Consider the following 26971-nt stretch of genomic DNA (forward strand, 5'->3'; position numbering starts at 1 on the left):
GTATAGTTATACAAAGAAGTGAAAAGAAGTCAAACAAACCTAAGCCCAAGGAGGGAAATAATGAAGAAGGTAGCCCTTCTGACTGTCCTTCTTGTTGTGGCCGCAAGTGCAGCCATTACAATTACTTTTCCAGGCGGAGAGCCTACCACCGTAGGTATTCCGGTTAGGGTAGTCATCACGTCGGACGCAGTGGATAATGTCGATCTATTTGTTAATCCAGGGCAAAAAACGTGGGCTTATCCTACTGAAGTTGATCTTACTCAAACAGGCCCCACTACTTTTGAGTATGACGACGACATAGAAATTACTCACCCCGGTACTAACATTACTCTTTATGCCAGCAAAGGTGCAGAACATGGAGAATCATCACCGTTTACAGTGGTTGAAGGTGCTGCTGCTAAGTGGCAGATTATTGCCCCTGGTGAAACTGCCGATCCTGGAAACGCCACCAACCCTGAGGGTAAGACCGGCACGGCATCAGTAACAGCCGGTGAAGACGGAAACTATAATATTCAAGTCTGTGACAAGTGGAGCAATATCGTAAGTTCCACGCTTACACCTGTTGTATCCTGCACCGATAGCTTTGCCGATCTGGGCACCCCGGCAATCGGCCTCAACATGTTCAAGCTTCGTGAGGCAAAAAACCAGCAGACCATTACCGTAACCGGCGGCGGCTTGGCACAAGATTTTGCCAAGGTGAAGGTCAATCCTTGTGAAGCAACCCAGCTTCTCCTTTTATGCCCTGGTGAGAATTCCCTGCCAGGTGATAATGCAACGTCAGGTTACCCGGGCAAATACGGTGAGCCAGTGGATGCATTCCTCGGAAGTCTTTATCTTGTTGAAATCCGAGCGGTTGACGATTGCTGGAATCAGGCAGATTATGACGATCCTGACGTGAATGTATTTGCAGGTACGGAGAATCTCACGGCGGCGCAACAGTATGGTATAGACAATGGTACGACAGGCAAGATAGTTGATGTAGTCTTCAAGGAAGTCAACCGTCAAGGTGAATGGATCGATGCGATAGGTTTGTTAGGATTACGGACCGACTACTCGACAAAGGTAGTAGTGCAGCCAGGTATCGACTCACTCCTGACTTACTTCGTCCCCCCCACGGTGCCCGTGGGTGTTCATGCAGATCTGTACGCCAAGGCCTACGTGGCTGGTGATCCGTTGGAGTTCGGTTACGCCTATCCGACTCTAATTGAAGGGCCTGCAGAACATTTCCATCTGTCAGATACGGTGATTAAAATCGACGAAGGCGTAGGCAGTATTGAAGCCTGGGCAGACACAGTTGGCACTTATGTTGTTGAGGTCACTGCAGGTGCTCAAGTTAAGACCGCCGTGTTGACCGTTGAGGAACGTCCCGGCGTCACCGTGATCCCAAATCCGTTCAAATACAGTGCCCATGGCGACATTCCGATCAAATTCAGCTACAAGGTAGCCGAGCAGAATGCTGCTGAGGTTCTGCTCTTGATCGCCGATCCGTACGGCAACATAGTCTATAAGGCGACCTATGAAAAGGGCGCTCCTGAAGCCGATGCCGGTACACAGGAGATTTTCTGGGACCGCACGAACAGCAAAGGCAACAGGATCGCCAGCGGGATGTATCAGGCGGTAGTTAAGATTACGCTTACGAATCTCAGCACCGAGACTTTGAAGAAAAACTTCATAGTGATCTGGTAGGTCAGGAGGCAATGATGAAAGCAAGACACGTATTTCTAGCACTTACACTGGTTGTAGGGCTTGCGTTTGCCCAGGCATCTGTGGAAGGATCGGGCGGCCAGGGTGCTATGCTATTTGAGGCCGGCGGCAGCGCCCGTTCGCTGGCTATGGGGCAGGCCTATACGGCGATCGCCGATCAGGGCGAAGCCGTACTCTACAACCCGGCAGGTCTGGGGCAGATCCACTCGGCAAAGCTCTCGCTCTTAGGTGGGACCCTCTACGGAAACACTTACCAGAGTGTGTTGGCCTACAACATGCCCTGGGCCACCTATGGGACGTTTGGGCTGGCCTATGCGGGAGCCTTTGGTGCCCTTGAGGAGACGATAGCTCCGGACGGGACCAACATCGCCGCCGAAGACGGAATGAGTAACTCCGGCGTGATGATCAGCTACGCCAAGAAGTTCAGTGCCTTCAGTGTGGGACTTGCCCCCAAGATTCTCTTCAGCAGGCTTTCTGATGAGCAGGCGCTTGCCTTTGACGTAGACGTCGGGTTCATGCTCTACCCGCTCAGCCCCATCCTCGCCAAGAAACCCACCAGCTCCCTTCCATACGACCTGCTTACTTTGGGTGTTGCTGCCAAGAATCTTCTGGCAGCTACCATGGACTACACGGGCAGCGGCATGGAGCCTGCGAACCCGCGTATCGTCCGTGCCGGACTGGGGATCAGGCTGCTTGACAACCGCGTGAAACTGGCCTCAGACATCTCCTACACACTCGATGATAACGAAGTCTTCGGCTGGTATGAAGGCCTTGAGGTATATCCGGCAAGGCTCCTGGCTCTGCGTGCCGGTATCAACCACAACTTCTTTAGCTTCGGGCTTGGTGTCAATACCGATCTTTCACGCAGCGTGGCGCTTGAGGTTGACTATGCCTTCATGATGAATTACGCGAGTGAGTTCCTGCTCGAACCTATCCATAAGGTATCTTTAAACCTGAACTTGAAGAGCGTTGCCGGACTATGGCTTGCTTCTCGTCCTGTTGAGCTTAACTCCCCGGCCGACTACGCGGAGATTAGTGTTAATGGAGCGGCCCAGTTCAAGGGACGCATCAAGCGTTGGGTTTTCGAGATCAAGGACGCCGGCGGAAACGTCGTTTATCGAAAAGCCCAGGACGTCTACGGTGAGATCGATGAGTTGCCTTCAAAGTTTACCTGGAACGGCGTTAACAGCATCCGCGGTGGTCAGGTTGATAAAGGTACATACTACTATCAGATTACGATCACCGATAAACTCGGGGACAAGATAGTCTATGAAGGGCTTCTCCTCAAGGTAGACTGGAAAGGCGTAAGGAGATAGGAAAATGAAGAAGCTAGTAGCCTTCCTCGCGATCCTCGTCGTTGTCGGTGGGCTCTTCGCAGACAAGTTCATGGACGACTATGAGGCTGCGGAGCGTCTGCTTACTCAGAAGAATTATGAGCAGGCCTACAGATTCTACAACGGTCTTATACGAGAGTCCGCCTCCCGCGGTTTTGCCGCCGAGATAAAGTATCGTACCACTCAATGTGCCTATAACCTCGGGCGTTTCGAGGTGGCGATCTCGCTTCTGGAAAAGATTCTGAATGAGGATATCCCCGCAGATGCTCGTTACGCTTATCTTGAGCCGCAGGTGAAGTTCTCCCTGGGGTTGTGCTACTTCCAGATAGGAGAGGACCAGCGAGCTCAGCGATATCTGGATGAGGCAGCAGAGCTGGGCGGAATGGGGATCGCGGATTACCTTATCCGCATGGACTATAAGACGGCTTACGATCACCTCAAGGATAAAGAGTATCCGGTTGATAAGCTTTTCCTTGCTCGCAGCCTCATAAACTCCAGGGACCCTGAGTTTTCCAGCGACATCCGGTTCATTCTTACCCAGCTTTCCGAGGATGTTGCCCTTGAGGAACTCGTTGACTTCAGCCGGGCGGAGATGCAGTTCTTCGACCAGGATTATGCCACATCAAAGCACGTCTTCCGCGACTTCATGACCAAGTATCCGCAGACAGCGCTTAGACCTTATGCTGAGTATTACCTTGCTTGTTCCTACTTCCACGATGGTGAGCACCGCTATGCTATTGACCTTTTAGGTAAACTCACCGATCCCAACACCAATCGTGTGCTTGCAGCTCATGCCTTCTTTATACGCGGCGAGGCCTATAAGGAACTTGAGTTACCCGACAGCGCTATCTCCTCGTTCGAGAACGCCAGAATCGTTGCCCCAAACTCGATGGTCGACTTCTACACCACCTACAGGCTCTACGAGATCTACCGAGAAGAATACAAAGAGAAGGGGGATGAGGTTGCTCTGTCAATGGCCAAGCGAGAGGCTAAGCGGATGGGAGAGATAGCCCTTCGCGGGCGCGAGATGCGCCATATGGAGAATCTTTCCCGCTACGTGCGCGGCAACATCGAGTTTGATCAGAATCAATACACTGAGGCCCTCAACTACTACCGCGAAGTGACCATCAACGCACCCTCACCTGACTATGCCACTGAAGAGGAACTCTTGGTCTATGAGGCGGCAATGACCATGGAACTTTTGGCACTCAACAGGCAGGATAATCGTGAAAGCTACAACGCGGCGATGACCATGCCTTACACTTACTTCACGATATTCAAGCGGGATTCGGTTGCTCTTGACTACGGCGGTGACTTGCGAGCGTATCTCCTCTACAACCAGGCCGATGCAACATACTACTCATCTTACGTGCGTGGGGAGATCCGTAACACAAAGAGGCGCGAGCAAGCACGAGAGAAGTACCAGGAGATCCTTGATAAGTATCCTGATTCCTATATGAGTACCTTGGTCAAGGTTGCTCTGGCATGGTATAAGCTTGAGGCAGGAGAGGGCTACTACGATGCTGCGCTTGCGGAGTTTGATGCCCTTACTAATCGTGATAGCCCCACCGCTACCACCAAGACGGACGCTTTAGTTCTTGCGGCTTACGGACAGGCACTTGCTTACTTCTATAAAGGCGACTTTGGAAACGCCGGCGCGTGGTTCCTGAACGAAGAGGAGTACCGCAACGGGCTTAGGGTGACGGTGAACCGCGAGGATGCCAGTGAACACGTGCGTTACAACGAGATCGCAGATAGCCTTATAGACCGCAGTCTCTACTGGCGTGCTACCTGTTTTGAAGCGCTCAATGCGTACGGTGATGCGTTGGATATCTATCAGCATATCGCAGATGCCTACCCTGATCGCGAGAAGGCGGGAGACGCCTGGCGGAAGATTATAGAGTTCAATCTCCGTGGAGGCAGGGTTGATGACGCGGTTTCTGCAACCGAAGAAGTGAAGAGCAGGATGACTGTGAATCCCAGGGTCTACAAGGAAACCTATGGATACGGATTGGCGTCTTTGTTCGATCACTACCAGCGCGCAGGTGATGAGGCTACAGCCGAGGTCTACGCTAAGAAACTTGTGAGCGAGCTGGGTACTACTGAGCCTATTGAAGGGCTTTACTACAGACAGGCCATGGAAGATACCAGCGTCGCGAATATCGGCGATCTGCGGGTGAGGATAGAGATGATACGGGCGCGTAATCCACGTAGCACCTACCTGCCTGACCCCTTGTTCCTCCTGAGCCTGCTTCTTATTGAGGATGAAAGCTTCGATGAGGCCAAGGAGGTTCTGGTCGAACTCAAGAACTGGCCTGACATCTCGGCCACCAGAGACAGGATGCCCGATATCTCCTATCAGCTCGCAAGGGTACATTTCCAGACAGAGAAGTACGAGGATGCAATCACTGGGTTCGAGTCGTGGACGCGATACTACGAGAGGGGTGAAACCGCGCGGACTGATCTTGCCCCGTTCGTTTACTACTTCCTCGGTTTGTCCTACTTTAACCTGGGAGAGGGGGTTGAAGGAAAACCTCAGGTTCGTATCGACCACTACCGTAGGGCCTTGAAAAGCTTCGAGGTCATTAAGGAAAGCTACTCCGACAGTGATTTCTACACGGACAACGCGGAGACGGTAGATCGGTTTATCTCGCAATGCAAGAGAAATATCCACTAGGGCGGGTTTTTGTCCTAACAATTATTCTATTGTCTGCATCTCCCCTGCTTTCCGCGGGGGAGATGCAGATCACCATTACAGAGGAGTACAAAGGAGCGATTCGTGAGCAAAAGCCTCATGGGCTTTTCCACGAAAGCGGGGAGGTGAAGCTGGAGGGAGGACTCACTCCAGAGCAGGTCTCTGAGCTTAAAGGGATTATAAACACCACTGATCTTGTGGTGCTGCGAGATGCGTTACAAAACTCAATCATCCTTGATCTATATGAGAAGGGCGGCTACGCGGCTCTTTTAAATGCGGCTCAGAGTTATCTTGAACAATACCCTGAGGGGGACCCTGTGTTCCGTCCCCATATCCTCTTCCATGTGGCAGAGGCGCTTTACTATCAGTACGAATACCAGGAAGCGATGCTGCGTTACCGGGAGCTGATGAACGAGTACAGCACCTCCGAGATATACACCTTTGCTCAGCAGGGTCTTGCGTGGTGTCTTATGCACCTGGGACGTTGCGATGAGGCGCGTGACCAGTTCAAGCAGCTTCATCCCGCCACGGTTGAGGGTTTTGTAGCCGCGGTTTTCGGTCAGGCGATCAACGAGTTTAACGATGAGAGATACCAGGAGGCCATCAGGCTTTTCTTTGACGAGGCCGGTTATCAACAGATACCTCTGGAGGGTATCTGGGGACCTCTGGCAAAGTCGCTTGTTCCAAAGAATCTCTACTATAAGGCACTGGCCTACGACCGTCTTGGGGATCAGCGTACTGCGATTCGTTACTTCAGACGTGTGTCCGAGGACTATCCTGATTGTCCCAAGGCAGGCCGGGCCACCTATCTTGTCGGATGGTTGAGTTTCCTAGCAGAGGACTACGGTCAGGCCATAATCTTCTTTAACAGGGCCATTGACCTCGTTCCCGACAGTTCAGATATCTACGAGATTCGCATCAACCTTTCCCAGGCCTACTACAATGCAGGGCGTTTGTCCGAGGCAATCAGCAACTGGAAGGAGATCTGCAGGGTATGGGGGGCCTCGGTTGCCAACACAGGTCTTGAGCAGTGCTACACCAGGCTCTCTGCCGAGATGATGGCCGGAGACTACGGGCTCTTCCCGACCGACACCCTTGAGCGTCTCTTGAGGAACTTCGCCGCAGGCCTCCCCGACTCAAAGGATCTGCCCACCTTCCAGTTTCAATTGGCCCAGAGGTTCTATGACGAGAATGACTACCGCAAGGTGCTTGAGTGGACCGCATCGGCCATGGCCTCGCAGGCCAGCGAGGATGTAATCAAGGACGCAAAGAGATTGCGTCTCTTTGCTCTCTACTCACTCAATGAGTGGAAGGACCTGGTTGTGGAGGGTGAGAACTTCAAGAAACAATACCCCAAGGATACCGAGGACAATCTTCTCTTTATTATAGGGGCAGGGTATGCTTCCCGTGGGGATGACTTGAAGGAAACCAACGTTACATCAGCACATGATCATTTCCGCAAGGCAATCCCTCTGTTCGAGAAGTTTCTTGCCACCGTAGCAACGGATAACCCATATCGAAGCTATGCCGAGCAACTCCTGGCTTACTGCCGCAGCCAGTTGCAGTAGTGTTGCCGCTACTTTCCCCTTTCATCCTTGTATTTTTCACAGCTGTACCGATCGAATCTGGGGCGAACATACGTGTAGATATGGCTGGGGCTTGGGAGAGTATAAACACGGACGCCGCGAAAAGGCTCAAGAGGGGCCCAGAGGAATCATCAAAAAGACCGACGCCTCGCGAGGAAAAGATTGCACCCCTTGAGTGAGGGTAATCTGTCTTTATAATATAGAAGAGATGGAGAATCGCTTTAGGAGAACGTGATGGTCGCGTTGCTTTTGTTGCTAATCAGCCAGGACGGTCTGGGGGTGCGCACTGTTGAGGCTGCTGAGGTGCTTGAGCGCAAGCCGCATTTCCCATACCGGCTGCCTGAATGGGTTACCGACGAGTATCTCTTTGCGCTTGCCGGCTTCTCGCTTGAGGAAGAGATTGAGGAGTGCATTGATGCCACGATCCTTACCCTTGGGCTTGGCGGCAAGCCCTTGACTCCGGCAATGGTCGGTCCTTTCGAGCTGCTTGAACAACTGAAGCACGAGGAGGCGATGAAGATTCTGGCGATGCAGCTTGGGACCCCACCTGTACCTGAGGTGAGGCGTCAGATCCTACTCTACCGTATAACCGGCGACTGGATGGGCGGCGATCTTGACGCGGCAAGGCAGAGCCTTAAGACACTCCAGCTAGACACCGAAGCGTCCCAAGGCACTGATCTTGATTTTGTTTCCGATCTTCTTTCCTACTGGAAGAAGGGTGAGGTGGCCACCGACGACTCGCTTCTACACTTTCTTTTAGTCGAGCGTGATCCTGAGATGGCCTTGGAGTTTCTACCCGATCAACCAGTCCCGGTTCAGGCTTTGCGATACCATCTTGATGATGATGCCCAGGTTTTGCCTGAAGGTTCGACAGCTCGTTTTCTACGTGCCCACAGACTGCTGCGTCAGGGGCGCTACCAGGAGGCGGAGGATTCCCTGAAACGGCTTTCTGATCTGCGCTTTCCATACCAGGCACTTTCCCGTTACGATATGGCTGCGGCCCTTCTGGCGCGTGACAACTCGCGTAAGGCTCACCTTGCGGTACCTGATTCCTTCCCCTATCAGTGGCTGCTGCCCCAGCGCTCGCTTGCCCTTATGAGGGGGCGGGTTGAGTGGGCCGAGGAGCGCCCCAGTGACGCCAGGAGATGGTTCAGAGAGGCTCAGGATAACATCTCGTTCGATTTGTACGCTAAGTGGGTGATGTCTTCTAGCAAGGCCGATCCTGCCACCGAGGCTCACTTTGCTCGCCACAATGCGGATGAACTCTATCGCGCTCTGCGGGTTGCCGATCTCTTCAGGGGGGGTGATTACAGGCGTGCGGTTCCCATCCTTGAGGAGTCTCTTAGGGGGCTTGACATATCCAGCTCCACGCCACTTGGCGATCTTATGGTGGCGCTATATGGGGTTGCCCAGAACGAACAGGCTAACTACCAGCTTGTAGTGAGATTAGCCGATGTAGTCCGGGAACGCGGTATGCAATCGGAGGAAGAAAGCTACTTTGTAACCGCTGCTCATCTGGCTGTAGCTGACGCCTACTACTACGCTGGAGGTCGTTACGAGGATCTGGCGAAGCCTTTCTATGAGTACTGTATGAAGAGTGACTTTGATGATCTTCGTCATCTGGGTCTTTTTGGTCTTGGGTGGAGTTTGCTTGGGAAGCGGGAAGTAGAGGGCATAGAACCTGTTCTTTCAGTTCTAGGCAAGGAATCCCTGACGGAGTGGGAGAGTGAGGTTGCGATATTCCTGGAGGGTATGGTCTTTTATGCGAGGCGTGATTTCCGAGGTGCTGCCGAGGTCTTTTCCCGATTGAACTTCTCCTCGGTGCCCCGGATGCAAATGCAGGGGCTCTACTTTGAAGCCCGCTCCTACGAGCAGAGCGGCAGGCCCGAACTTGCGGCTTCTGCCTACGATGATCTGCTTGCCGTTTTCCCGGACCGGGAAGAGGTGCGCGACTCGTGGACTCGTTTGGTGCGTGCTCAGATCGAAATGGATGATATCGACGCGGCAAAAGAGACCCTGAACCGTCTCATTAAGCAGGCGAAACTCCACCATTTCCCGTTTGTTGATCTGTATAAAGAGATACTCCTCTTAATCTTCGATGCCTCTATGGCCAAGGGTGATGAGGAGCAGGCCAGGCAAGTGGCAAAAAGTTTCAGTCTTGCTCAGAACTCGACTTTGCCTCTGGAGGCTTTCTACTATCGAATCGGGGAGCAGGACACAGCGCTTTGGCAGACCGATCATCTTATTGGTGTAGTTGCAAAGCTTTCCGATGTTAATCCACGAAGTGCCTACCTTCCACCTCTTCTCTTGCAGCTTGCGCGCATGGAGATTGAGCTCGCAGACTACAGGCCAGCCGTAGAAAGACTTGAGCGCATCATCCGATGGAGTAGGCTTTCCGATGTGAGTAGCATACTCCCCGAGGCATCATACGAGCTGATTCGTGCCGCGGTGCTTTCCAAGGACTGGGAGCGGGTAATACTTCGAAGCGAGATATTCATGAAATCCTATCCTGATCTGGATGAGCTTGCTCCCCGTGTGCTTTTTTTCCAGGCAGCAGCCCTTCTAGAACGTGCGGGCAACGGCGATCCATTTGCTCGCAAGGAAGACGGTAAACAGGCGATTGCGGCACTGGATCGTCTTGAGACCTCCTACGCGCAGACTGATTTTGTGAAGGAGTTGGTGGATGATATCAAAGCCCTGCGCAGTTTAGCCGAGTTGTTTGTCCGATAGGTGACTTGCCTGCTCATGCAATTGGTTTTACACCCGGGTCATTTGACGAGACCCGTAGGGATGGATTTTCTCATCATGAGAGGATTCTTGGCCTTCAGTCCTATGACCGAGCTTTTTGCCTAGGGTATCTTTCCTATTGATCTTTGTTCGATTTTGGATATTATTATGATACAGTTTAAGACGAGCATCGCGTTTTTTGTCTAAGAGACGGGCGGGGTGTGGTAAGTATATGGAATTGCGTGTCTTGGAAGACAGGCAGGTGGTATGTAACTTGCTTGCTTTCTTCCGTAAACGTAAGAGTAATCTTGAACGTCTTATAGATGAGAAAAACCGGTGGTTTTGAGCGTGTATCCCATTAGGGGATAGAGACTTGACAAGAAGGTAAAAGTTGACTATACTTTGGGTAAAGCATTGCCAAAGGAGGTACGATGAAGTTACTCCAGATGGTTGATCCGAGATTCAGTTGGGTTATGACAGTGATTCTCGGGGTTTCGGTTATTGCGATCGCATTGATCGTAGAGCGGTTTATCTACTTCGGCAAACGGCGTGCCAAGGCCGCGAAGTTCTTCGAGAAGGTTAAGGAGACGTTTGCAACGGGCGGCATCCCCGAGGTGCTTGCTCTGGTAAAGAACTACGATGTCCCTTTCGCTCATATTGTTCGTGTGGCTTTCGAGAACTACACCCTCCCAGATGAGATGATCGCTGAGCTCATGGAAAGCGAGATCCTTGAGCAGCGAACCAGGATGGAACGTTTCCTTGGTGGTTTGAATACCATAGGCAACGTGGCGCCGCTTCTAGGACTTTTGGGCACAGTGCTCGGTCTTATCAACGCATTTGCTAATATAGCTAAGTCTGGTTCAGGCGGCCCTGCCGTGGTTGCGAAAGGTGTTCAGGAGGCCCTTTACACTACCGCTTTCGGATTGATGGTTGCTGTGCCAACCATCTTCGCCTACAACTACTTTGCCAAGAAGGCCACCGACTTGACGGATGAGATGGAGTCCTTCATGCGTCAGCTCCTCAAGCTTATCTCGATGTCTAAAGGTGGTTCCTATGAGAATCCGCAAGCCTAGTAGGAAAGCGCATCCATCCGGAGAGGCTCAGATCACCTCTCTGGTTGATGTCGCCCTGAGCCTTGTTATCTTCTTCATCGTTACCCTTCCTGCGCTTCTGGAGAGCGGGATCTTTGTAAAGGCCCCAGGGGTAACTCCCGTAGGTAGTACTGAGCAGGTCGATGAGTTCAAGGTTGCTATCTACCTTAAGGCCGACGGTACCTATCTTTTGAACGAGGAGCCTATCGAGAAGGAACAGATGGGCCCACTGATCGAGCTTTTGCTCCAGCGCAGCGTGGATAAGATGGTGGTTGTCCGTGCCGACGGTGCGGTGAGTCACGGCGATGTGGTAGAGATCCTTGATCTGGCGAAGGAGAAGAAGGCGCTTAGACTGGCACTCCTGCGGGGCAGGCCTTTAGAAGAAGAAGGGTCGTAATGGCCGAAAAGAGAGAAAAGCGCGATCTTGATGTCCAGAAGGTTATCATTCCTATGGCTGGTGTGGCACTTATCGTGGTTCTGATGATGATGATAACTGCAACGCAACTCCTCACGCATGAAGAGACCCAGGTAGAGGTGCCCAGAGCGAACACGATGGAACGAACGACAGAGGATAACCTGACTATAGCCCTCGTAGGTACTATGGATAACCCTGGGGATCGTAAGCTTTACCTTAACGACTCGCTTATGCCCCTACCTTCTATCGAGCGGCGGATTCAGCAGAAGATGGGCGAGGACCCCTACTATCTGGTTGTTGTTCGTGCGGATAAGAGAGCACCTTCCCAGTGGGTTATGGATCTTTTAACGATGGTTAAAGGCGCGGGGGCGCAGCGCGTAGCGCTGTCCACTAAGCGCATTGTCAAGAAAGAAGAAGCCACCAATGGCGAATAAAGGAGATGAAAAATGGCTAGTTTTATGGGATTAGAGATCAGCCTGCGTCCGAAGGATTGGTTGCATACATGGTGGCTGGCCCTCTCTAACACGGCTCGCGGTCTTGGTGAGATTTTTGCAAACAAACGGCTGTGGGTCGGGCTTGCCGTTTCAGTGGTTCTGCATGGGTTGATTTTCTTCCTCTCGTTGGATTTGATGGGGCGCAAGGTAGGCGCAGATCTAGGTCAGGATATACCTGTAGCCTACGATCCCACTTTGCCCCCTAAAGCCCAACAGCTTGTTCAGCAGGAACAACAGTTCTTGCCTGGCAGCACAGCAGAGGAGAGTGCACCCATCGATCTCTCAAAGGGCAAGGTTTCTTTCCAGTCCCAGATAGAGGTTGATGAGTTCTCCCTGGATAAGGGTCAGGCCAGCTTAACCGGTGATGTTATCCGCATCAATCCAAATACGCGGCTTTCGACGGAGGAGATCTTAGCTCAGGCCCCGATCGACATCTCACGCAGTATCGGGGGCACGGGTGCGCAGAGTGCCTTCGATCGGATTGCCGGTTCGGGCGCTGGTAGCTCAATCGAGTTGGACAGTAGAGCCACACAGATCGGCTCCCAGGTGGAGAAGCCCACGTTTGAGAGGGCCGGTGGTGATGCCGGCGCGGCTAAACAGGCCGTCAGTGAGGGAGGCGCTAAGGGCTCGACCTTTGCTCTCACTGGCGATCTGTCGCAAGCGGATATTATAAGCAGCCCCTTCCCTGTATATCCACCGTGGGCAAGGCAGAAGGGACTGACCAATGTCACGATCCGTATCCGCTTCTCGGCCGATGCCTCGGGGAATGTGCTCTCAACTATGATCGTGGGCAAGAGCACCGGTTATCCGAACTGGGATTCCGCAGTCAAGTCAACCCTGGCTCGCTGGAAGTTCAAGCCTGCCGATGGCGTTGGCAAACGAAACGCTACCATTACCTTCAGGTTCATACTGACTTAGGAGGTCCGCTTTGAGGAAGATACCGTTTGTTCTCTTTATGGCGTTGATAGTTATTCCTGCAACTCTCTTAGGGCAGGAGCCGTGGGAAAGGGTTGTTACAGGAAAAGCGATCATCGAGAGTAAGCCGAAGGCGTTCTACTACGAGATAGATCCTTACCAACCTATAGGGATCCTCCTTGGTGCCAACAGGTTCATCCTGGACGAAAACCTTACCACCCAGGTGGAGAAGGCGGTTGGTCGAAGCACCTTCATGGCAGATCCTTATCTTTTGCGTATCCCTGTGCAGATTTCCAGGTTCTACGATCTTGATCACGAGTTTTTGAGTGTAGAAACAGCACCATACCAGGAACGTGGAGTGAGCGAATGGGAAGTGCAGATACTGGACGCACGAGGTAGCACCTTCCGCACGCTTCAAGGCAGAGGCTCCCTACCGGCTTCTATTAGCTGGGATGGGCGCGGTGACGAACTCACCGAGGTGATGCGTGTAGGCGATGTCTATTCCTACATCATTATTCTAACCATGAAAGACGGTTCCCGCATGCGTAAGATCGGCCGGCCTATCGATCTGAATGGGGTTGCTTACGACAGCGTAGTTGCGGTGAAGGAGTCAGAGATTGCAACCTACGATCCGATTGTCTCTGAAAAGATCGCCCGCTATTATCAGTACGTTCTCAACCGCTTCAAAGAGAAGGGCTTCTCCCGGATCAGAATAACCGCTTCGGATAGCTATATAGCCGATATCGCGCAGCGTTATCTTAATGAACGGCTTTACCACACTGAGATCACCGTTGTGGAGAATCCTGAGTACGCTCGTGTAGAGTTTGTCTTCCAGTAGGAGCACAATAACGCGTTAGAGAAGGGAAGTAAGGAAAGTTGAAAGGCCCGTGTGGTTGACACGGGCCTCGGTCTAAATATAATTCAGCCTCATGGAGCCGTAGTTCAGCTTGGGTAGAACGCTAGCCTGTCACGCTAGAGGTCGCGAGTTCGAGTCTCGTCGGCTCCGGTTTTTCTTTTTCTGCGATTCTCCAGCCACCTTGAAAAAAGCCAGAGCACAGGCAACACGATAACCGCCGCAAGCAAACCCCACCATCCAAGAAGGGTAAATGAGGTTACTATTACGTCCGCTGTAAGCACCCCCAGACAGATCGTAAGGAAAGAGCGCCAGGGCGGCATCCTTAACACTGATGCGATAAGCGTGCCCGTCCATGCGCCGGTTATAGGGAGAGGTATCGCTACGAACAGGAAAAGCCCCAGATACTCGTAGCGTTCAATGAGCCCGCCCTTCCTTTTGGCATGAGCAATAAGCCAGTCAAAGAATCGGCGGAGTATCTTGAAGCGACCGAGCAGTCGCATTACGGCGTCTAAAAGGAAGAGGATTGGGATCACAGGCAGGATGTTTCCTACAAGCGCTATAAGCGAGACCTGTAGCCAGGGAAGACTGAAGCCGTGTATACCTAGTGGCACGGCTCCGCGCAGCTCGGAGATGGGCGTCATGGAAAGAAGAAACACCACCAGGTGTTCCCCTAACCCCTGTTGGGTCAATGTTTGCCCTATTCGTTCTCCAAATCCACCACCCAGTGCCAGAACTGCAAGGATTAAAACCCCTATCAGGGCAAGCCTATCTTTCTTCTGTGCCATATCTCCACCAGGAAAATGGTCCCCACAAGGATTACGAGCAACGGGGTTTTGAGTGGTTTGAAATTAAAGGTCTTTCTGCGGGGGAGTGATTCAACGAGTTCTTCCAATTCTGTAATCGTAACGAGTTCTCCGGAGTTTTGATGGGCAAGATGCGCGAGCAACTTGTGGTTTGATCCACGCGAGGGTTGTTCGGGAGGAGCTGGAGTTACTTCGATCCTACCCCTTGGGACGAATCTCTGATTGTTCCATGAGATACTAAGGCGATAGGCTCCGGCTGGCGGTGTTCCTGAAAGACGGAACGAGTGAGAGGTTAAAGGTATTACATTCAACGCATGCGAGTCGGGCATCAGCCAGGCTTGGATTCCGCCACCGGTCACCTCAACCTCAGAAAAGAGTGCGAGCCTTAATGAGGCATCGGTTGATTCCTCAACCCCGAACCTGAAAGGGAAACCCTCACCTTCGATAAGGTAGACTAATGTTGTTTGGATGAAGGAGCTAAAACCTTCCCTATCCCGCCGGATGGCTGAGGTAAGATCGGGCAGCTCGACCCCAACCGTTCTCACCGGCTCGTTGAGGCTGGCCATGAAGGTAGCTCCGTCCTTGCCCACCAGGGTTTGGGCTCCAGGCCTTGCCACATACATGGCCTGGGATGGATTCTCTGCACCCCCTGTTTCAGGATGCCATTCGGCCATGAGAAGCTCTGCAAGTGGTGAGTATTGCCAGGGGGGGCTGGGATCGAACCGACGCCTCGTTGCTTTGAGGGGAAAGAGGTTCATTAAGCCGGATGGAGCCCGTTCGGCTGCAGAGATGAACATGATAGGGACAGCTTTTCTAACGGCATCCCTTACCTTTTCTTGGGTTCGGTTTGATAGATCAGCTCCAATGGGTCCAACGACCAAGACGTCCGGTTGCCTGTTCATATCACCCACAATTCGCCCAGGCGCGACCTCGATGTGGGTGGATAGCCGTATCCTGGGCAGGACCCGCAGCGCCGCAAGGATCAACTCCGTTTCCTGCGAGATCACCCCTGCTATGAATAGCACCTCCAGTTGTCTTGATTTTTGGGGCGCTCGGAAAACAAAGGAGTTGTTATCGAGTCTATCTTCCAAAGGCAAGCTGTCGAGTTCTACTCGCCAGGTTGTTTTCGAGCCGTCTTGGGGGAGCGGAATGGTTAGTTCGGTTAACCTATCCGCTGCGAGCCTTACTTCGCGTCCCGTAACTCTGTTACCCCCTTTATAGAAATCTAACCGACTAACGGTTTCGGCCTCAAGGTTAGATCTCAACCTGACCCGCGCTTGAGCAGAGTCAAGCATCTCGACCTCTTCTATGCCTATATCAGGGAGGTTTTCCTTGCCTATGGGGAGTACCCAAAGTGGTGTTGGTAGAAGCTTGCCCTCCAGTTCATCCGGGCCGTTGTGCCGTCCGTCGCTTACCAACAGGATAGCATCGGCATCTTTAGGGTCCAGTGAGCCAAGAGCGGCATGGATGTCACTGCGGCGCCCGTTGAACTTCACTGCGGCAGGATTCTTAAGCGGGGCAAGGGAATCGGCGAAACGGTAGGCGTCCAGAATCACACTTCCTTGCAGTCCTTCCAGCTCCGCCAGAAGTTGCCGGTATTGGTTCTGCTTTCCTTCGCTGGACATACTGGAGGAGGCGTCTACGAGCAGAACCAATCGGGGATGAGTTCGGGGCCTTGGTAGACGGATAGAAGGGATGAAAAGGGTCGCCAAACCAGCCAGGATGAGGCCGCGAAGGATCCAGTCTAGAGGCTTCACTGGGTTTGTGGTATGAGTTGGTCGAAGCGCAGCGGGGATGGGGCAGGACGAGTTATGAGGGTGACGCTGTCAGGAAGAGTGGCCTCTGAAAAGCTTGCTTCTTCCTCGTATACACCGTTGCCGTCGCGGTCGAACCACGCCTCTATCTTTGTTTCTTCTCGTTCCTCGAGCGTTGCAATAAAAGCACCTGATGAGTCGGTGATCGTGAGGGCGAATAGATCTTGTGGCGTCTTGAATAGAACGATCGCCGAGTAGGCGGCCCTGCCTTCTGAGGTTTTCACCTCGCCCCGGATGTCGCGAAGGACGAGTCCGGTATCCGAATACACAAAAGCAGCCAGACCCTCAGTTGTGCGATTGCCTGCGAAGTCTGAGACTCCGGGCAGAAGAACAAGATAGAAGGGGAGACCCTTAAGTGTGGTGTCGGCAACCCGGACGCTGTAGCGTGTGAGCTCCCGGTTCCATGAACCGGAGAGCGCCTCCTCGGATGCGGGCGGAGCGGTAAGTATCCGCATACCCCGGCTTGTATCTAAAGGTTCGCTGAACTCAAACCGGATACTATAGGGGAAGGTTGTCTGGGGATCAAGGGGTGATACGAGTATGCTAACAGAGGTTGTGTCTTGGCGAGTTGAGGCGCGGAAGCTTGAGCGGATTGATGCACCATTGCCTCTTGAGTCGACCACAAGGCCTGATATCTGGTAGGTCTCGTCAATAAGTGGAGAGGTAAGAAGTATCAGGGAAAATCCCCTCGTGTCGTTTGGGTCTCTCGCGATGAAGCGTATATCAGCCGTATCATTCCCGGATGCGATAAGGAATGTGCTCGGGAGCAAGGCTGTCGAGTCAAGTTCCTCATCGAAGCTCACGATTAGCTGGTTTCGGTTTATGGGGGTCACCGAAACAAGGTGCGGGGGGAACTTATCCGTATTCGGGATTGCTCCCTGACGGGCGCAACCGGCGAGTAGGATGATCACGAAAACCAAGTGTCTTGGCTTTAACATGAGGTGATGATACCCTTTGGCTCGAGGGTGTCAAGGGGTATTGGTTCCTTCGGATCCCGGGTAATTGCGATGCTCCCAACTCCCTTAGATAGCTTTCCCTTGAGGCTTGACATGTGGCGCTGTGTTTCTATACTTAGGTTATTGACCTTTAAGGAGGTTGAGAAGTTATGCTAAAAAGAATAACGATCGGGGTGGTTTTGTTGAGCGGAGTTTGCTTTGGGGCGGGTAGGCGTCCCGGCGCGGTGTTCCTCATGATCTGGCCCGGTTCACGCCCAACGGCCCTTGGGGGTGCATTTACGGCTATCGCGGACGACGCTTCGGCCGCTTACTATAACCCCGGGGGATTGGGTTTCCAGCGCAACATCATCCTTTCGATGATGCACGTTAACTGGCTTCCTGATCTGTGGCCGGGGATGTATTACGAGTATCTTGCCATTGCCGCCCCGTTCAAAAAGGTAGGAACCTTTGCATTCAACGGGGTTTACCTTACTACAGGCGAGACGGTGGTTCAGAATGAGAGTGGAACGGTGATAGGCACCTATACCACGTTTGATCTCTCCATGGGTCTAGCCTACGGACGCGAAATTGCCCCCTCCTTCTCCGTCGGAGGTGGACTGAAGTTCATCTACTCCTTCCTTGTCCCCGAGTGGGTCCTTGGACGGTTGCCTGGGCTGGGGATGAGCGAGGGGGGGCAGGGTCTCACCTGGGCGGTGGATGCCGGAGTGCTCTACAAGCCATTCGAAAGATTCCATGTAGGAACTACCCTGCAGAATCTGGGCCCACCAATTTCTTTCTCAGCCACATCAGAGCCAGATCCTCTACCCTTGATGTTGCGCATGGGAGCCAGTTACAAGCCGCTATCTTTGCTTTCTAAAGACACCACCAAGGAACAGTTCGAGATAGTCGGCTTGAGGTTGACCGGCGACATCACCAAGGTGCTTATAGGGATGTTTGCCGTCGATCCGCCTGAAGTAGACTCCATGAGTTTCGGTCAGGAGTTGGGGTATGAGATAGGTGAAAGCTGGCGCAGCCTGGGTATGGAGGTTTCAGTTTACCGCGAGATCCTTACCATGCGGGTTGGCTACTTCTTCGACAAGAGCGGAGCCAGAGGTGGTTTCGTTCTTGAAGAGAACATCAGCACAGAACACGTAGGTCTGTTCCCCCTCCTCTTTGGGTCGCAAGAGGGCAAGCTGACGAAGGTGGGGATTACGTTCGGCGCTGGTGTCAAGTATGCTGGTTTCCAGCTTGACGTTGGCGTAGACGAACTGATCTACGACTTCCCCACCGCCAACCGGAAATTCTCACTGACCTATACCTTCTAGCGAATTGAGCAGCCTTGCCCTCATAGGACTTCAGTGGGGTGATGAGGGTAAGGGCAAGATGGTAGATTGGATCTCGGCCCGCTTTGATCTAGCGGTTCGCTGTCAGGGCGGGCCGAACGCCGGTCACACCGTATGGGTGAACGGCAAGAGATGGATCTTCCACCAGATACCTGCTGGAATCCTTAATCCACAAATCAAAGTTGGGATCGCTGCCGGATGCGTCCTTGATCTCAAAATCCTCTTTGAAGAGCTCGATCATCTTGACAGTGAGGGTGTAGAGTACGCCTCACGGCTTACCATCGATCCTCGCGTCCACCTTATCCTTCCTCATCACAGGCTTCTGGATCGGCTGCGTGACGAGGCGCGCGGAAAGGCAAAGATAGGCGTGACCGGTAGGGGGATCGGTCCATGCTATCAGGAGAAGTATGCACGCTACGGGATCAGGGTAGGAGACCTCTTCTCCCCCTCGCTTTCAGATCGAATAGATGTTCTCCTTGGCTACGTGAATCCGATCCTTGAGAAGGTCTTTGATCAAGAACCCTTTGAGAGGCAGGGGATATTGGATGATCTTCTGAGAGTAAAGGATCGAATCACTCCCTTTGTGGGCGATGCGGCCGAGGTGGTTGAGGAATATCTTGCTCAGGGCAAAAAAGTTCTCTTTGAAGGGGCACAAGGGTTCCTTCTCGACATTGATCACGGCTCCTACCCCTATGTTACCTCTTCTCATCCCGGAACCGGCGGTATCACTTCAGGGATAGGTATATCACCCAAGTCGATAGGTGAGGTGATAGGACTTACCAAGGCCTACGCTACCCGGGTAGGCACCGGACCATTCCCTACTGAGGCGACGGGTGAGGTGGAGGCTCAACTGCAAAAGATAGGCAACGAGTTTGGCGCTTCTACCGGCCGCAGACGTCGTTGCGGCTGGCTCGATCTGCCGCTTCTGCGATACGCTATTCGCTCCAACGGCGTGGACGGCCTTGCCGTTACCAAGCTGGATGTCCTGGATGACTTTGATGTAATCAAGCTGTGCATCGGTTATCGCAGGGCTGATGGTAGTATAGCTAAGGAGATCAAGCCGTGGGATGAGAACGCGGGTGAGCCCGTCTACGAGGAGATTGAAGGATGGCGAGTCCCGACCGATGGTGTGCGGTCGCTTGAGGAACTACCAGATCGTGCCCGCGCCTATCTTGAGCGTATCTCGCGCGAGTTGGATCTCCCGCTCTGGCTCGTTTCGGTGGGCCAGGATCGCAAAGCCACCATCGTTCTTCCCGACTTCCCATTTAAATGAGTGTCCGCAGACCGCGGCTTCTTTTACATATCTGCTGTGCACCTGACGCGACCTCGGTCTTTGAACGTTTGAAAGATCGATTCCAGGTCACCGGCTTCTTCTGCAACCCCCAGATCGAACCAATGGAGGAGTACAATAAGCGGCTGGAAGAGACCAGGAAAGTGGCCGAGGCCATGGGGTTTGAACTTTTGGCCGGCGAATACGATCTTGATCTATGGCAGGATGCTATCCGCGGACTTGAGGGTGAATCTGAAAAGGGGAGACGGTGCGAGATTTGTTATAGATTTCGATTGGAGGAGACGGCAAGAACGGCAGACAAGCGAGGGTTCGACTATTTTACCTCTACCCTTTCAGTCAGTCCTCATAAATCCTTTGGTTGGCTCAAGACGATGGGAGAGGAACTAGCCGCCCGATACGGAGTCGAGTTCCTGGCCGAGGATTTCAAGAGGCAGGAGGGGTTCAAGCGCAGCCTGGAGTGGTCAGAGAAACTCCACCTCTACCGTCAGGACTACTGCGGCTGCTTGCCCTCCTCAGAAGCACGTAAGCGAGTCCTGGCCGAACAACAAGAATCCTACGAACAGTTTGCCGCAGACCTTCGAGCTTGCCGAACGTGTGAGGATTTCCTTGATCCTGCGGTTATATTTGAGGGTGGGGCCAATCGGCCTTTGATGATCATCGGACAGGCGCCGGGGCGGCATGAGCTTGCCTCGCTCAGACCTTTCTCCGGCCCGGCGGGACGCAAGCTTTGGTCTTGGTTTGCCGATCTGGGTTACGAGGAGGATCTCATCAGATCAAACGCCTACGTCACCGCGGTGGCCAAGTGTTATCCCGGACTTGGTCCGAGCGGTAAGGACGACGCCCCGCCTTCCTCCCATCAAAAGAAAAACTGCCTTCCCTGGCTGGAAGCCGAGTTCTCACACGCCCGTCCCAAACTCCTTGTCCTGATTGGCTCAATCGCCGCCAAGACCGTCCTGGGTAAGAATGCGGGCATGAACCTCGTAGGGAAGAAGATCCAAAAACGTATCTGGGGACGCAAGGTCTTCGTCCTGGTTATGCCACACTCTTCAGGTCTCAACCGCTGGCCGAACATGCCTGCAAATAAGCCAAAGTTCGAAAAGGCGCTTGAGCTTTTGAAGAAAGAACTTGATAGGTATCTCTGAGAACTCACCCCCACCCTAACCCTCCCCCGTCGAGGGGGAGGGTATAAATCATAGCCCAACTGTTTGCAAAATAAATAGACGACCTTTGCGCTCCAAAACAAAATACCCCTCCCTTGACGGGAGGGGGTAAGGGGGAGGGTGGAATCCTATTTCTTCTTACGTTTTTCCCTCATCGCCCGCTTGCGTTCCCGTAAGGCTTTAACCCTTTCCTTTAATCTCGCCTCAAATCCTCTGTCGGTAGGCACGTAATACACATGTCCCTCCACATTGGGTGGGCGGTATGTCTGGTCTTCAACCGCGTCCTCAAAGGAGTGCGGATACTGATAGTCCTTGCCGTAGCCGAGTCTCTTCATAAGTCCAGTTGGTGCGTTTCTTAGATGCAGAGGCACAGGTTCGGCCTGGGTCTCCTCTATGTCCTTTCGCGCCGCCTGGATCGCCTTGAGGGTGGCGTTTGACTTGGGTGCAAGTGCAAGGTAGATTGCCGCCTCCACCAGATGGAATACGCATTCCGGGTATCCCACGAAGTGGATTGCGTCCTTTGCCGCGTTGGCAACGACCAGTGCTTGGGGATCGGCAAGCCCGATGTCCTCGCCAGCTAGGATCACCATCCTTCTTGCCAGATAGAGTGGGTCCTCGCCCGACTCAACCATACGCATCAGCCAGTATACCGCGGCGTCCGCATCAGAGCCGCGCAGAGACTTGATGAACGCCGATATCAGGTTGTAGTGCTCCTCGCCTGCCTTGTCGTAGAGCAAAAACTTGCGCTCAAGCACCGCCTCGATTGTCTTTTTAGTGATGATCCTTTTTCCGTTTTTGTCCGGTTCGGTCACCTGCACCGCGGCCTCAATCGCGTTGAGCGCACGGCGTGCGTCTCCGTCAGAGATTTTGATGATGAAGTCGAGTACCTCATCCGAGGCTTCAGGTTTCATCCCTGCCAGGCCGCGCTCATCGGTTATCGCCTGGAGCAGGATCTTTTTGAGATCCTCTTCCTCCAGAGGATTGAATATGAAGACCCTTGATCTTGAGAGTAGCGGGCCTATGACCTCAAAGCTGGGGTTCTCGGTGGTGGCGCCGATCAGAGTGATCGTTCCCCGCTCCACGTGCGGCAGGAACCCATCCTGCTGCGCCTTGTTGAACCGGTGTATCTCGTCTAAAAAGAGGATGGTTTTGCGTTTATGAGCCTTCCAGGCAAGCTTTGCACGCTGCACGATCTCACGCACATCCTTGATCCCTGCGGCTACCGCACTTTTGGCGATGAAATCGGCGTCCACCAGTTTGGCGATAACAAAAGCAAGGCTCGTCTTACCCGAACCCGGAGGCCCCCAGAAGATCATTGATTGTATGTTGTCCGTCTCAATCAACTTCCTTAATGGTCTGCCTTTGCTGACAAGATGCTGTTGTCCCGCGAACTCGTCCAGGTTACGCGGACGCATCCTTTCCGCGAGCGGTGCCTGCGAGCCCTCGTCTGGAGAAGATTCTTTGCTTGCAAAAAGATCCACGTTCCATTATAGATGAGGAAGCGGCATAGTCAAATTCCTCTCGGTGGATAGGTTGGGTTGTCGATTAAACGCCTCAATCCTGACGATTTCAGGCAACTTTCTGCCGTTTCTGTGAGCAAGGTGGGAGTGTTACGGGGGTGTTACGGGTACGGGTTGACATAAGGGGTATGCGCGTTAGACTTTAGGGTTGAGAGATAATACTAAAGCTTGAAGTTAGGTTAACTTTTAAATCAAAGGAGCGTCTAAACGAGAATGGAGCAAGAAAAGGGTCATCTTCCCGCAACCCAGGCCCCGCCGAGGCTAAAGCATGGCCCAAGCAAATCTAGGCTAAGGCGCGGATTATCGAGGAATCTACCTCGGATCTCGCGCAAGGGATGGCTCTTCTTTGGCTTAGGGGTTCCTGCATTTATCTACGCTTTCCTTGCAGGCATAGGGATTGTTGTCCTTTCGGTTGCCAAACAAGATCTGCCTGATCCGGTTTCGCTTCAGACCTATAGGCCTCCCCTGACCACAAAGGTGTTCGATCGCAACGACAGCTTGATCTACGAGTTTTACGTTGAGCGCCGCGATCCCATCCCCTTGGACAGTATGCCTGTGCTTATGGTGGATGCTTTCGTGACAGTCGAGGATAAGCGTTTCTACAGGCACTGGGGAGTGAGTTTTCCCGATATCTTCCGGGCTTTCCTTAAGAATATAGCCGCCGGTCGTATCGTCGAGGGCGGGAGTACCATCACCCAGCAGCTTGCGCGGAACATGTTCCTTACCTTCGAGAAGAGCCTCATGCGGAAGATAAAGGAAGCGATGCTTGCGGTGCAGCTTGAGAAGATGTATGCAAAGGATGAGATACTTGAGATGTACCTGAACCAGGTCTACTTTGGTCACGGCGCATACGGTGTCGAGGCCGCGGCTCAGAGGTTCTTCGACAAGCATCTGTCCGAGCTTTCCATCGACGAGTTTTGTCTTATTGCAGGCCTTACACGCTCTCCCAGCCACTACTCGCCTTACGAGCATCCTGAACGTGCCAGGATACGACGCGATCGCTTCATAAACGCCCTTTACGAGATGGGCAAGACAGATAAGAAGACACGGGATAAACAGATTGCTGCACAGATCAAACTAGCCCCGCGCAGGCTGCCTCCCGACGAGGCCCCTTACTTCGTAGAAGAGATCAGGCGTTATCTTGAGCGTAAATACGGCTCCGGCTTGATCTATCGGGAGGGTGTCTACATCTATACCACACTTGATCTTGGGATGCAGCGTGTAGCCAACAAGGCGCTGGAGACGCAGCTTTTGAAGATTGAGAGCGAGAAGAACCTCAAGGTCCTCAAGGCTGACTACGATACGGTGGCGTTCACCGACGAGAGCGAGGCGCCCAAATATCTTCAGGCGGCACTCGTGACCATGGATGTCCACACAGGCGAGGTTCTGGCGCTTGTGGGAGGCAGGGACTACAAGCAGAGCTCGTTTGATAGGGCCGTACAGGCGAAACGTCAGCCTGGTTCCTCATTCAAGCCTTTCGTTTACACCGCCGCGATAGACAACGGTTTTACTCCAGGGGACGTGGAGTTCGATGCGCCTGTGCTTGTACGAACAGGGCGTTCGCTGTATGCTCCTGCCAACTGGGATCGTAAGTTCTACGGACCCATGACCTTGCGAGAGGGGTTGGCACAATCCCGTAACCTTGTTGCGGTGCGTCTTACACGGTACGTCGGCCCTGAGATCGTTGTCGAGTATGCTTACAAGATGGGCATTACCTCCCCGCTCAAACCGGTGCTCTCGATTGGCCTTGGTACTGTTGAAGTTGCTCCGATTGAGATGGCAACCGCCTTCTGCACCCTGGCGAATCAGGGCTACAGGGTGGAACCTGTCTTCATCCGTCGGATCATTTCCAGGGACGGCGAGATCATCGAGGAGTGGTTCCCCCAGCAGGGCGAACAGGTTCTATCTCCACAGACCTCCTTCCTTGTAACCTCCATGATGCAGAGTGTGATCAACGCAGGTACGGCCATGGGAATCAGGCGACGCGGCTTCACCCGGGTTGCTGCAGGCAAGACAGGGACGACGGATGACTTTACGGACGGCTGGTTCGTTGGGTTCACCCCGGAGATTGCCTGTGCCGTTTGGGTTGGCTTTGACCGCAAGCAGACGATCTACCGTGGTGCTTCTGGCGGTTCGTGTGCCGCTCCTATCTGGGCTGCGTTCATGAAGGCAGTAACCGAGAGTATGCCACCTTCCACCTTCAAGATGCCCGAAGGGATAGTGACCCGTACCATATGTACGCTTACCGGACAGCTTGCCACACCTGATTGCCCTCGCTCCCGCACCGAGTACTTCCTTTCCGGAACCGATCCCACCATGTACTGCCAGTACCACCGTTTGCAAAAGCTCAGGGGCGGTTCACGCGAGCAGTTCTACCGGCTTGACCGGCGCAACGCCGGGGGCTTTGTTCAGAGTAATATCGTTGATTATTAGCTCCTTATAACTCTCTTATGTCGCCTACCACTACGCCCGCTTCGGGAAAGGATCCTTTCAAACTTCATCCTTTTGATCTTGGCAGGGCCTACGAGAAGCTTTTTGAACGTTGGGGACCTCAAGGTTGGTGGCCTGCTGATACTCAAACCGAGATCATAGCCGGTGCGCTTTTGGCACAGGCAACCAACTGGAAGAACGTCGCTCAGGCTGTAGCCAACCTCAAATCCCGAAGGCTTCTTGAAGATTCTTCAGACTCACTTCATGCCCTTCTCGAACTACCACTTCCTGAACTTGCAGAGGCGATTCGACCATCAGGCTACTTTAGGCAGAAATCCAAACGTCTGCATCGTCTCATGGGGTTCCTTGCAGATAATCTAGGTTCACCGCCCTGGAAGATACCTGGGTCTCAGGTCATGCTCTGGCGTGAAAGGCTGCTTGAGCTGAATGGTCTGGGACCTGAGACCGTGGATTCCATCCTTCTTTACGGCTTTGATCTTCCTTGCTTCGTAGTGGACGCCTACACACGCAGACTGCTTTTGCGCCACGGTATGATCACCGATCAAACTTCCTACGAAGAGATCCGCTTTATGTTCGAGGACGCGCTTCCTCGAAGGAGTGAAATCTACAATGAGTACCACGCGCTCATCGTTCGGTTGGGCAAGGAGCATTGCCGCCGCAGTGCTCGCTGTACTGATTGCCCCCTCTTTGCTTGAGGGGCAGGAATACATCCGCGGTCTTTACCTTTCGCCCTACAGCGCACATCAGGAGTGGCTGCTTCAAAGGATAGAAAAGGCGGCAGACCGCAGTGATCTGAACGCGGTAGTAGTCGATATGAAGGACGACTTCGGGCTACTTCGTTATCCTTCCAAGAACCCGATAGCCCGATCCTGCGGAGCGATAAGGCCGATCTTTGATGTGGATTCGTTGATCCGACGCATGCACAATCACAACGTCAGGGTCATAGCAAGGATCGTTTGCTTTAAGGATGATTATGCTTGCAACTATTCCAACTTCGCGGTCTACCACAGCGGGGGCGGTATCTGGGCGGATGAGGGCGGAGCTTACTGGTTAAACGCTTTCGACGAGCGGACCTGGTCCTACAATATCTCTATAGCCAGGGAGCTTGAGGAGATAGGGTTTGATGAGATTCAACTGGACTACGTGCGTTTTCCTACAGACGGCGACGTGCTATCCTGTGTCTTCTACGGGCGCAAGGGAAGAATCAAGGAGGAGGCCATAGAGGGGTTTTTAAAGATGATGCGAGAAGGCATCACGGTGCCGCTTTCGGTGGACGTCTTCGGCTACGCGGCCTGGCGTGCCCTTAAGCTGGAAGGCCAGGAGCTTTCAAGGATAGCCAGACACGTTGACTACATCTGCCCTATGCTGTATCCTTCCCACTTCTCTCCGCAGTTCCTTAAGGGTGAACCTGACAGGGATTTCTGGGTTTACTACACGAGCGTGGAGAGTGCTTACAATCTCATGGGCTCCTCAAACGCACGTATAGTGACTTACGTTCAGGGGTTCTCGTGGCGTGCCCCGCGTTTCGGTCCGCAATATATCTTCGACCAGATGTTGGGTTCTCTTGCTGCAGGATCGGACGGTTTCTTCATCTGGAATGCCGCCGGCAAATACCTGCCGGCCTTCGAGGCGCTCAGTTGGGGCGGAAGTTCACTCCGAGTGAGAGACGTTCCGAGCCTCCCAGAAATCCATACGAGAAGTAGACCGCGTCCAACGTTAAGTGAAGCACTTTGGTAAACTCATACTCGTAGCCCAGGCCGAAGCTGAAACCTCCCCACGTGCCAAGATGATAGCCTGAACGATAACCACCTCTGATGGCAAGACCTGATGAGCCCGT

Annotated in this window: 20 protein-coding genes and 1 tRNA gene; 17 read left to right on the forward strand and 4 right to left on the reverse strand. The window is 53.1% G+C overall.

From position 1 onward, the window contains the following. Positions 1–60: 60 nt before the first annotated feature. The 11 genes from CEE36_03805 (at position 61) to CEE36_03855 (ending at position 13967) form a co-directional block, all read left to right on the forward strand. Positions 61–1686: a hypothetical protein gene (locus tag CEE36_03805; GenBank protein ID TKJ43470.1), complete on the forward strand. Its 1626-nt coding sequence runs from the start codon at positions 61–63 to the stop codon at positions 1684–1686. Between the two features lie 14 nt (positions 1687–1700). Continuing rightward, entirely contained in the window at positions 1701–3020 is a 1320-nt protein-coding gene (locus CEE36_03810; protein TKJ43471.1) for a hypothetical protein, read from the forward strand. A 4-nt stretch (positions 3021–3024) separates the two neighbouring features. After that, positions 3025–5715 (forward strand): hypothetical protein, encoded by a 2691-nt coding sequence (locus tag CEE36_03815; GenBank protein ID TKJ43472.1) that lies wholly within the window; start codon positions 3025–3027, stop codon positions 5713–5715. Continuing rightward, a complete protein-coding gene (locus CEE36_03820) occupies positions 5694–7301 on the forward strand; it encodes a hypothetical protein (GenBank protein TKJ43473.1) in 1608 nt (535 codons plus the stop codon). The genes CEE36_03815 and CEE36_03820 overlap by 22 nt, the downstream gene beginning before the upstream one ends. A 252-nt stretch (positions 7302–7553) precedes the next feature. Further along, positions 7554–10049 carry a hypothetical protein gene (locus CEE36_03825; GenBank protein TKJ43474.1) on the forward strand — a complete coding sequence of 832 codons (2496 nt, stop codon included), beginning with the start codon at positions 7554–7556 and terminating at the stop codon, positions 10047–10049. A 428-nt stretch (positions 10050–10477) separates the two neighbouring features. After that, a complete protein-coding gene (locus CEE36_03830; protein TKJ43475.1) occupies positions 10478–11119 on the forward strand; it encodes a hypothetical protein in 642 nt (213 codons plus the stop codon). Further along, complete coding sequence (locus CEE36_03835; GenBank protein ID TKJ43476.1) at positions 11037–11534, forward strand: hypothetical protein; 498 nt, start codon at positions 11037–11039, stop codon at positions 11532–11534. The genes CEE36_03830 and CEE36_03835 overlap by 83 nt, the downstream gene beginning before the upstream one ends. Continuing rightward, positions 11534–11986 carry a hypothetical protein gene (locus CEE36_03840; GenBank protein TKJ43477.1) on the forward strand — a complete coding sequence of 151 codons (453 nt, stop codon included), beginning with the start codon at positions 11534–11536 and terminating at the stop codon, positions 11984–11986. The genes CEE36_03835 and CEE36_03840 overlap by 1 nt, the downstream gene beginning before the upstream one ends. Before the next feature lie 12 nt (positions 11987–11998). Continuing rightward, a complete protein-coding gene (locus tag CEE36_03845) occupies positions 11999–12964 on the forward strand; it encodes a hypothetical protein (protein ID TKJ43478.1) in 966 nt (321 codons plus the stop codon). A gap of 10 nt (positions 12965–12974) precedes the next feature. Further along, entirely contained in the window at positions 12975–13799 is an 825-nt protein-coding gene (locus CEE36_03850; GenBank protein TKJ43479.1) for a hypothetical protein, read from the forward strand. Positions 13800–13892: 93 nt separating this feature from the next. Then, positions 13893–13967 (forward strand) — tRNA-Asp (locus CEE36_03855). On the opposite strand, the gene CEE36_03860 is transcribed toward CEE36_03855, so the two are convergent. The 3 genes from CEE36_03860 to CEE36_03870 all read right to left on the reverse strand — a co-directional run bounded on the left by CEE36_03860 (position 13934) and on the right by CEE36_03870 (position 17372). After that, positions 13934–14602: a small multi-drug export gene (locus tag CEE36_03860; GenBank protein TKJ43480.1), complete on the reverse strand. Its 669-nt coding sequence runs from the start codon at positions 14600–14602 to the stop codon at positions 13934–13936. The two genes, CEE36_03855 and CEE36_03860, sit on opposite strands and share 34 nt — an antisense overlap. After that, positions 14572–16245, reverse strand: coding sequence for a hypothetical protein (locus tag CEE36_03865; protein ID TKJ43481.1), 1674 nt, complete (start codon positions 16243–16245; stop codon positions 14572–14574). The genes CEE36_03860 and CEE36_03865 overlap by 31 nt, the downstream gene beginning before the upstream one ends. A gap of 128 nt (positions 16246–16373) precedes the next feature. Next, positions 16374–17372, reverse strand: coding sequence for a hypothetical protein (locus tag CEE36_03870; protein ID TKJ43482.1), 999 nt, complete (start codon positions 17370–17372; stop codon positions 16374–16376). A gap of 167 nt (positions 17373–17539) precedes the next feature. On the opposite strand from CEE36_03870, the gene CEE36_03875 reads away from it, so the two are divergent. From CEE36_03875 to CEE36_03885, 3 genes are read left to right on the forward strand one after another with little or no spacing between them, the layout of a single operon-like run. After that, positions 17540–18694, forward strand: coding sequence for a hypothetical protein (locus CEE36_03875; protein TKJ43483.1), 1155 nt, complete (start codon positions 17540–17542; stop codon positions 18692–18694). Between the two features lie 4 nt (positions 18695–18698). Further along, a complete protein-coding gene (locus CEE36_03880; GenBank protein TKJ43484.1) occupies positions 18699–19985 on the forward strand; it encodes an adenylosuccinate synthase in 1287 nt (428 codons plus the stop codon). Continuing rightward, positions 19982–21145 carry a hypothetical protein gene (locus CEE36_03885; GenBank protein ID TKJ43485.1) on the forward strand — a complete coding sequence of 388 codons (1164 nt, stop codon included), beginning with the start codon at positions 19982–19984 and terminating at the stop codon, positions 21143–21145. Before CEE36_03880 ends, CEE36_03885 begins: the two co-directional genes overlap by 4 nt. Before the next feature lie 146 nt (positions 21146–21291). Here the strand turns inward: CEE36_03885 and CEE36_03890 are convergent, their stop codons facing one another. Continuing rightward, a complete protein-coding gene (locus CEE36_03890) occupies positions 21292–22578 on the reverse strand; it encodes an AAA family ATPase (GenBank protein ID TKJ43538.1) in 1287 nt (428 codons plus the stop codon). Between the two features lie 318 nt (positions 22579–22896). Between CEE36_03890 and CEE36_03895 the strand changes: the two genes are divergently transcribed. The 3 genes from CEE36_03895 to CEE36_03905 are packed head-to-tail and all read left to right on the forward strand — an operon-like array spanning position 22897 to position 26871. Continuing rightward, entirely contained in the window at positions 22897–25116 is a 2220-nt protein-coding gene (locus tag CEE36_03895) for a penicillin-binding protein (GenBank protein ID TKJ43486.1), read from the forward strand. A 17-nt stretch (positions 25117–25133) separates the two neighbouring features. Continuing rightward, the gene (locus CEE36_03900) at positions 25134–25829 is read left to right on the forward strand and encodes an endonuclease (GenBank protein TKJ43487.1); all 696 of its coding nucleotides are present in this window, start codon (positions 25134–25136) and stop codon (positions 25827–25829) included. Next, positions 25744–26871: a hypothetical protein gene (locus CEE36_03905; protein ID TKJ43488.1), complete on the forward strand. Its 1128-nt coding sequence runs from the start codon at positions 25744–25746 to the stop codon at positions 26869–26871. The genes CEE36_03900 and CEE36_03905 overlap by 86 nt, the downstream gene beginning before the upstream one ends. The last annotated feature ends 100 nt before the right edge of the window (positions 26872–26971 follow it).

This window comes from candidate division TA06 bacterium B3_TA06, from assembly GCA_005223075.1.
GTDB lineage: Bacteria > Hydrothermota > Tepidihabitantia > B3-TA06 > B3-TA06 > B3-TA06.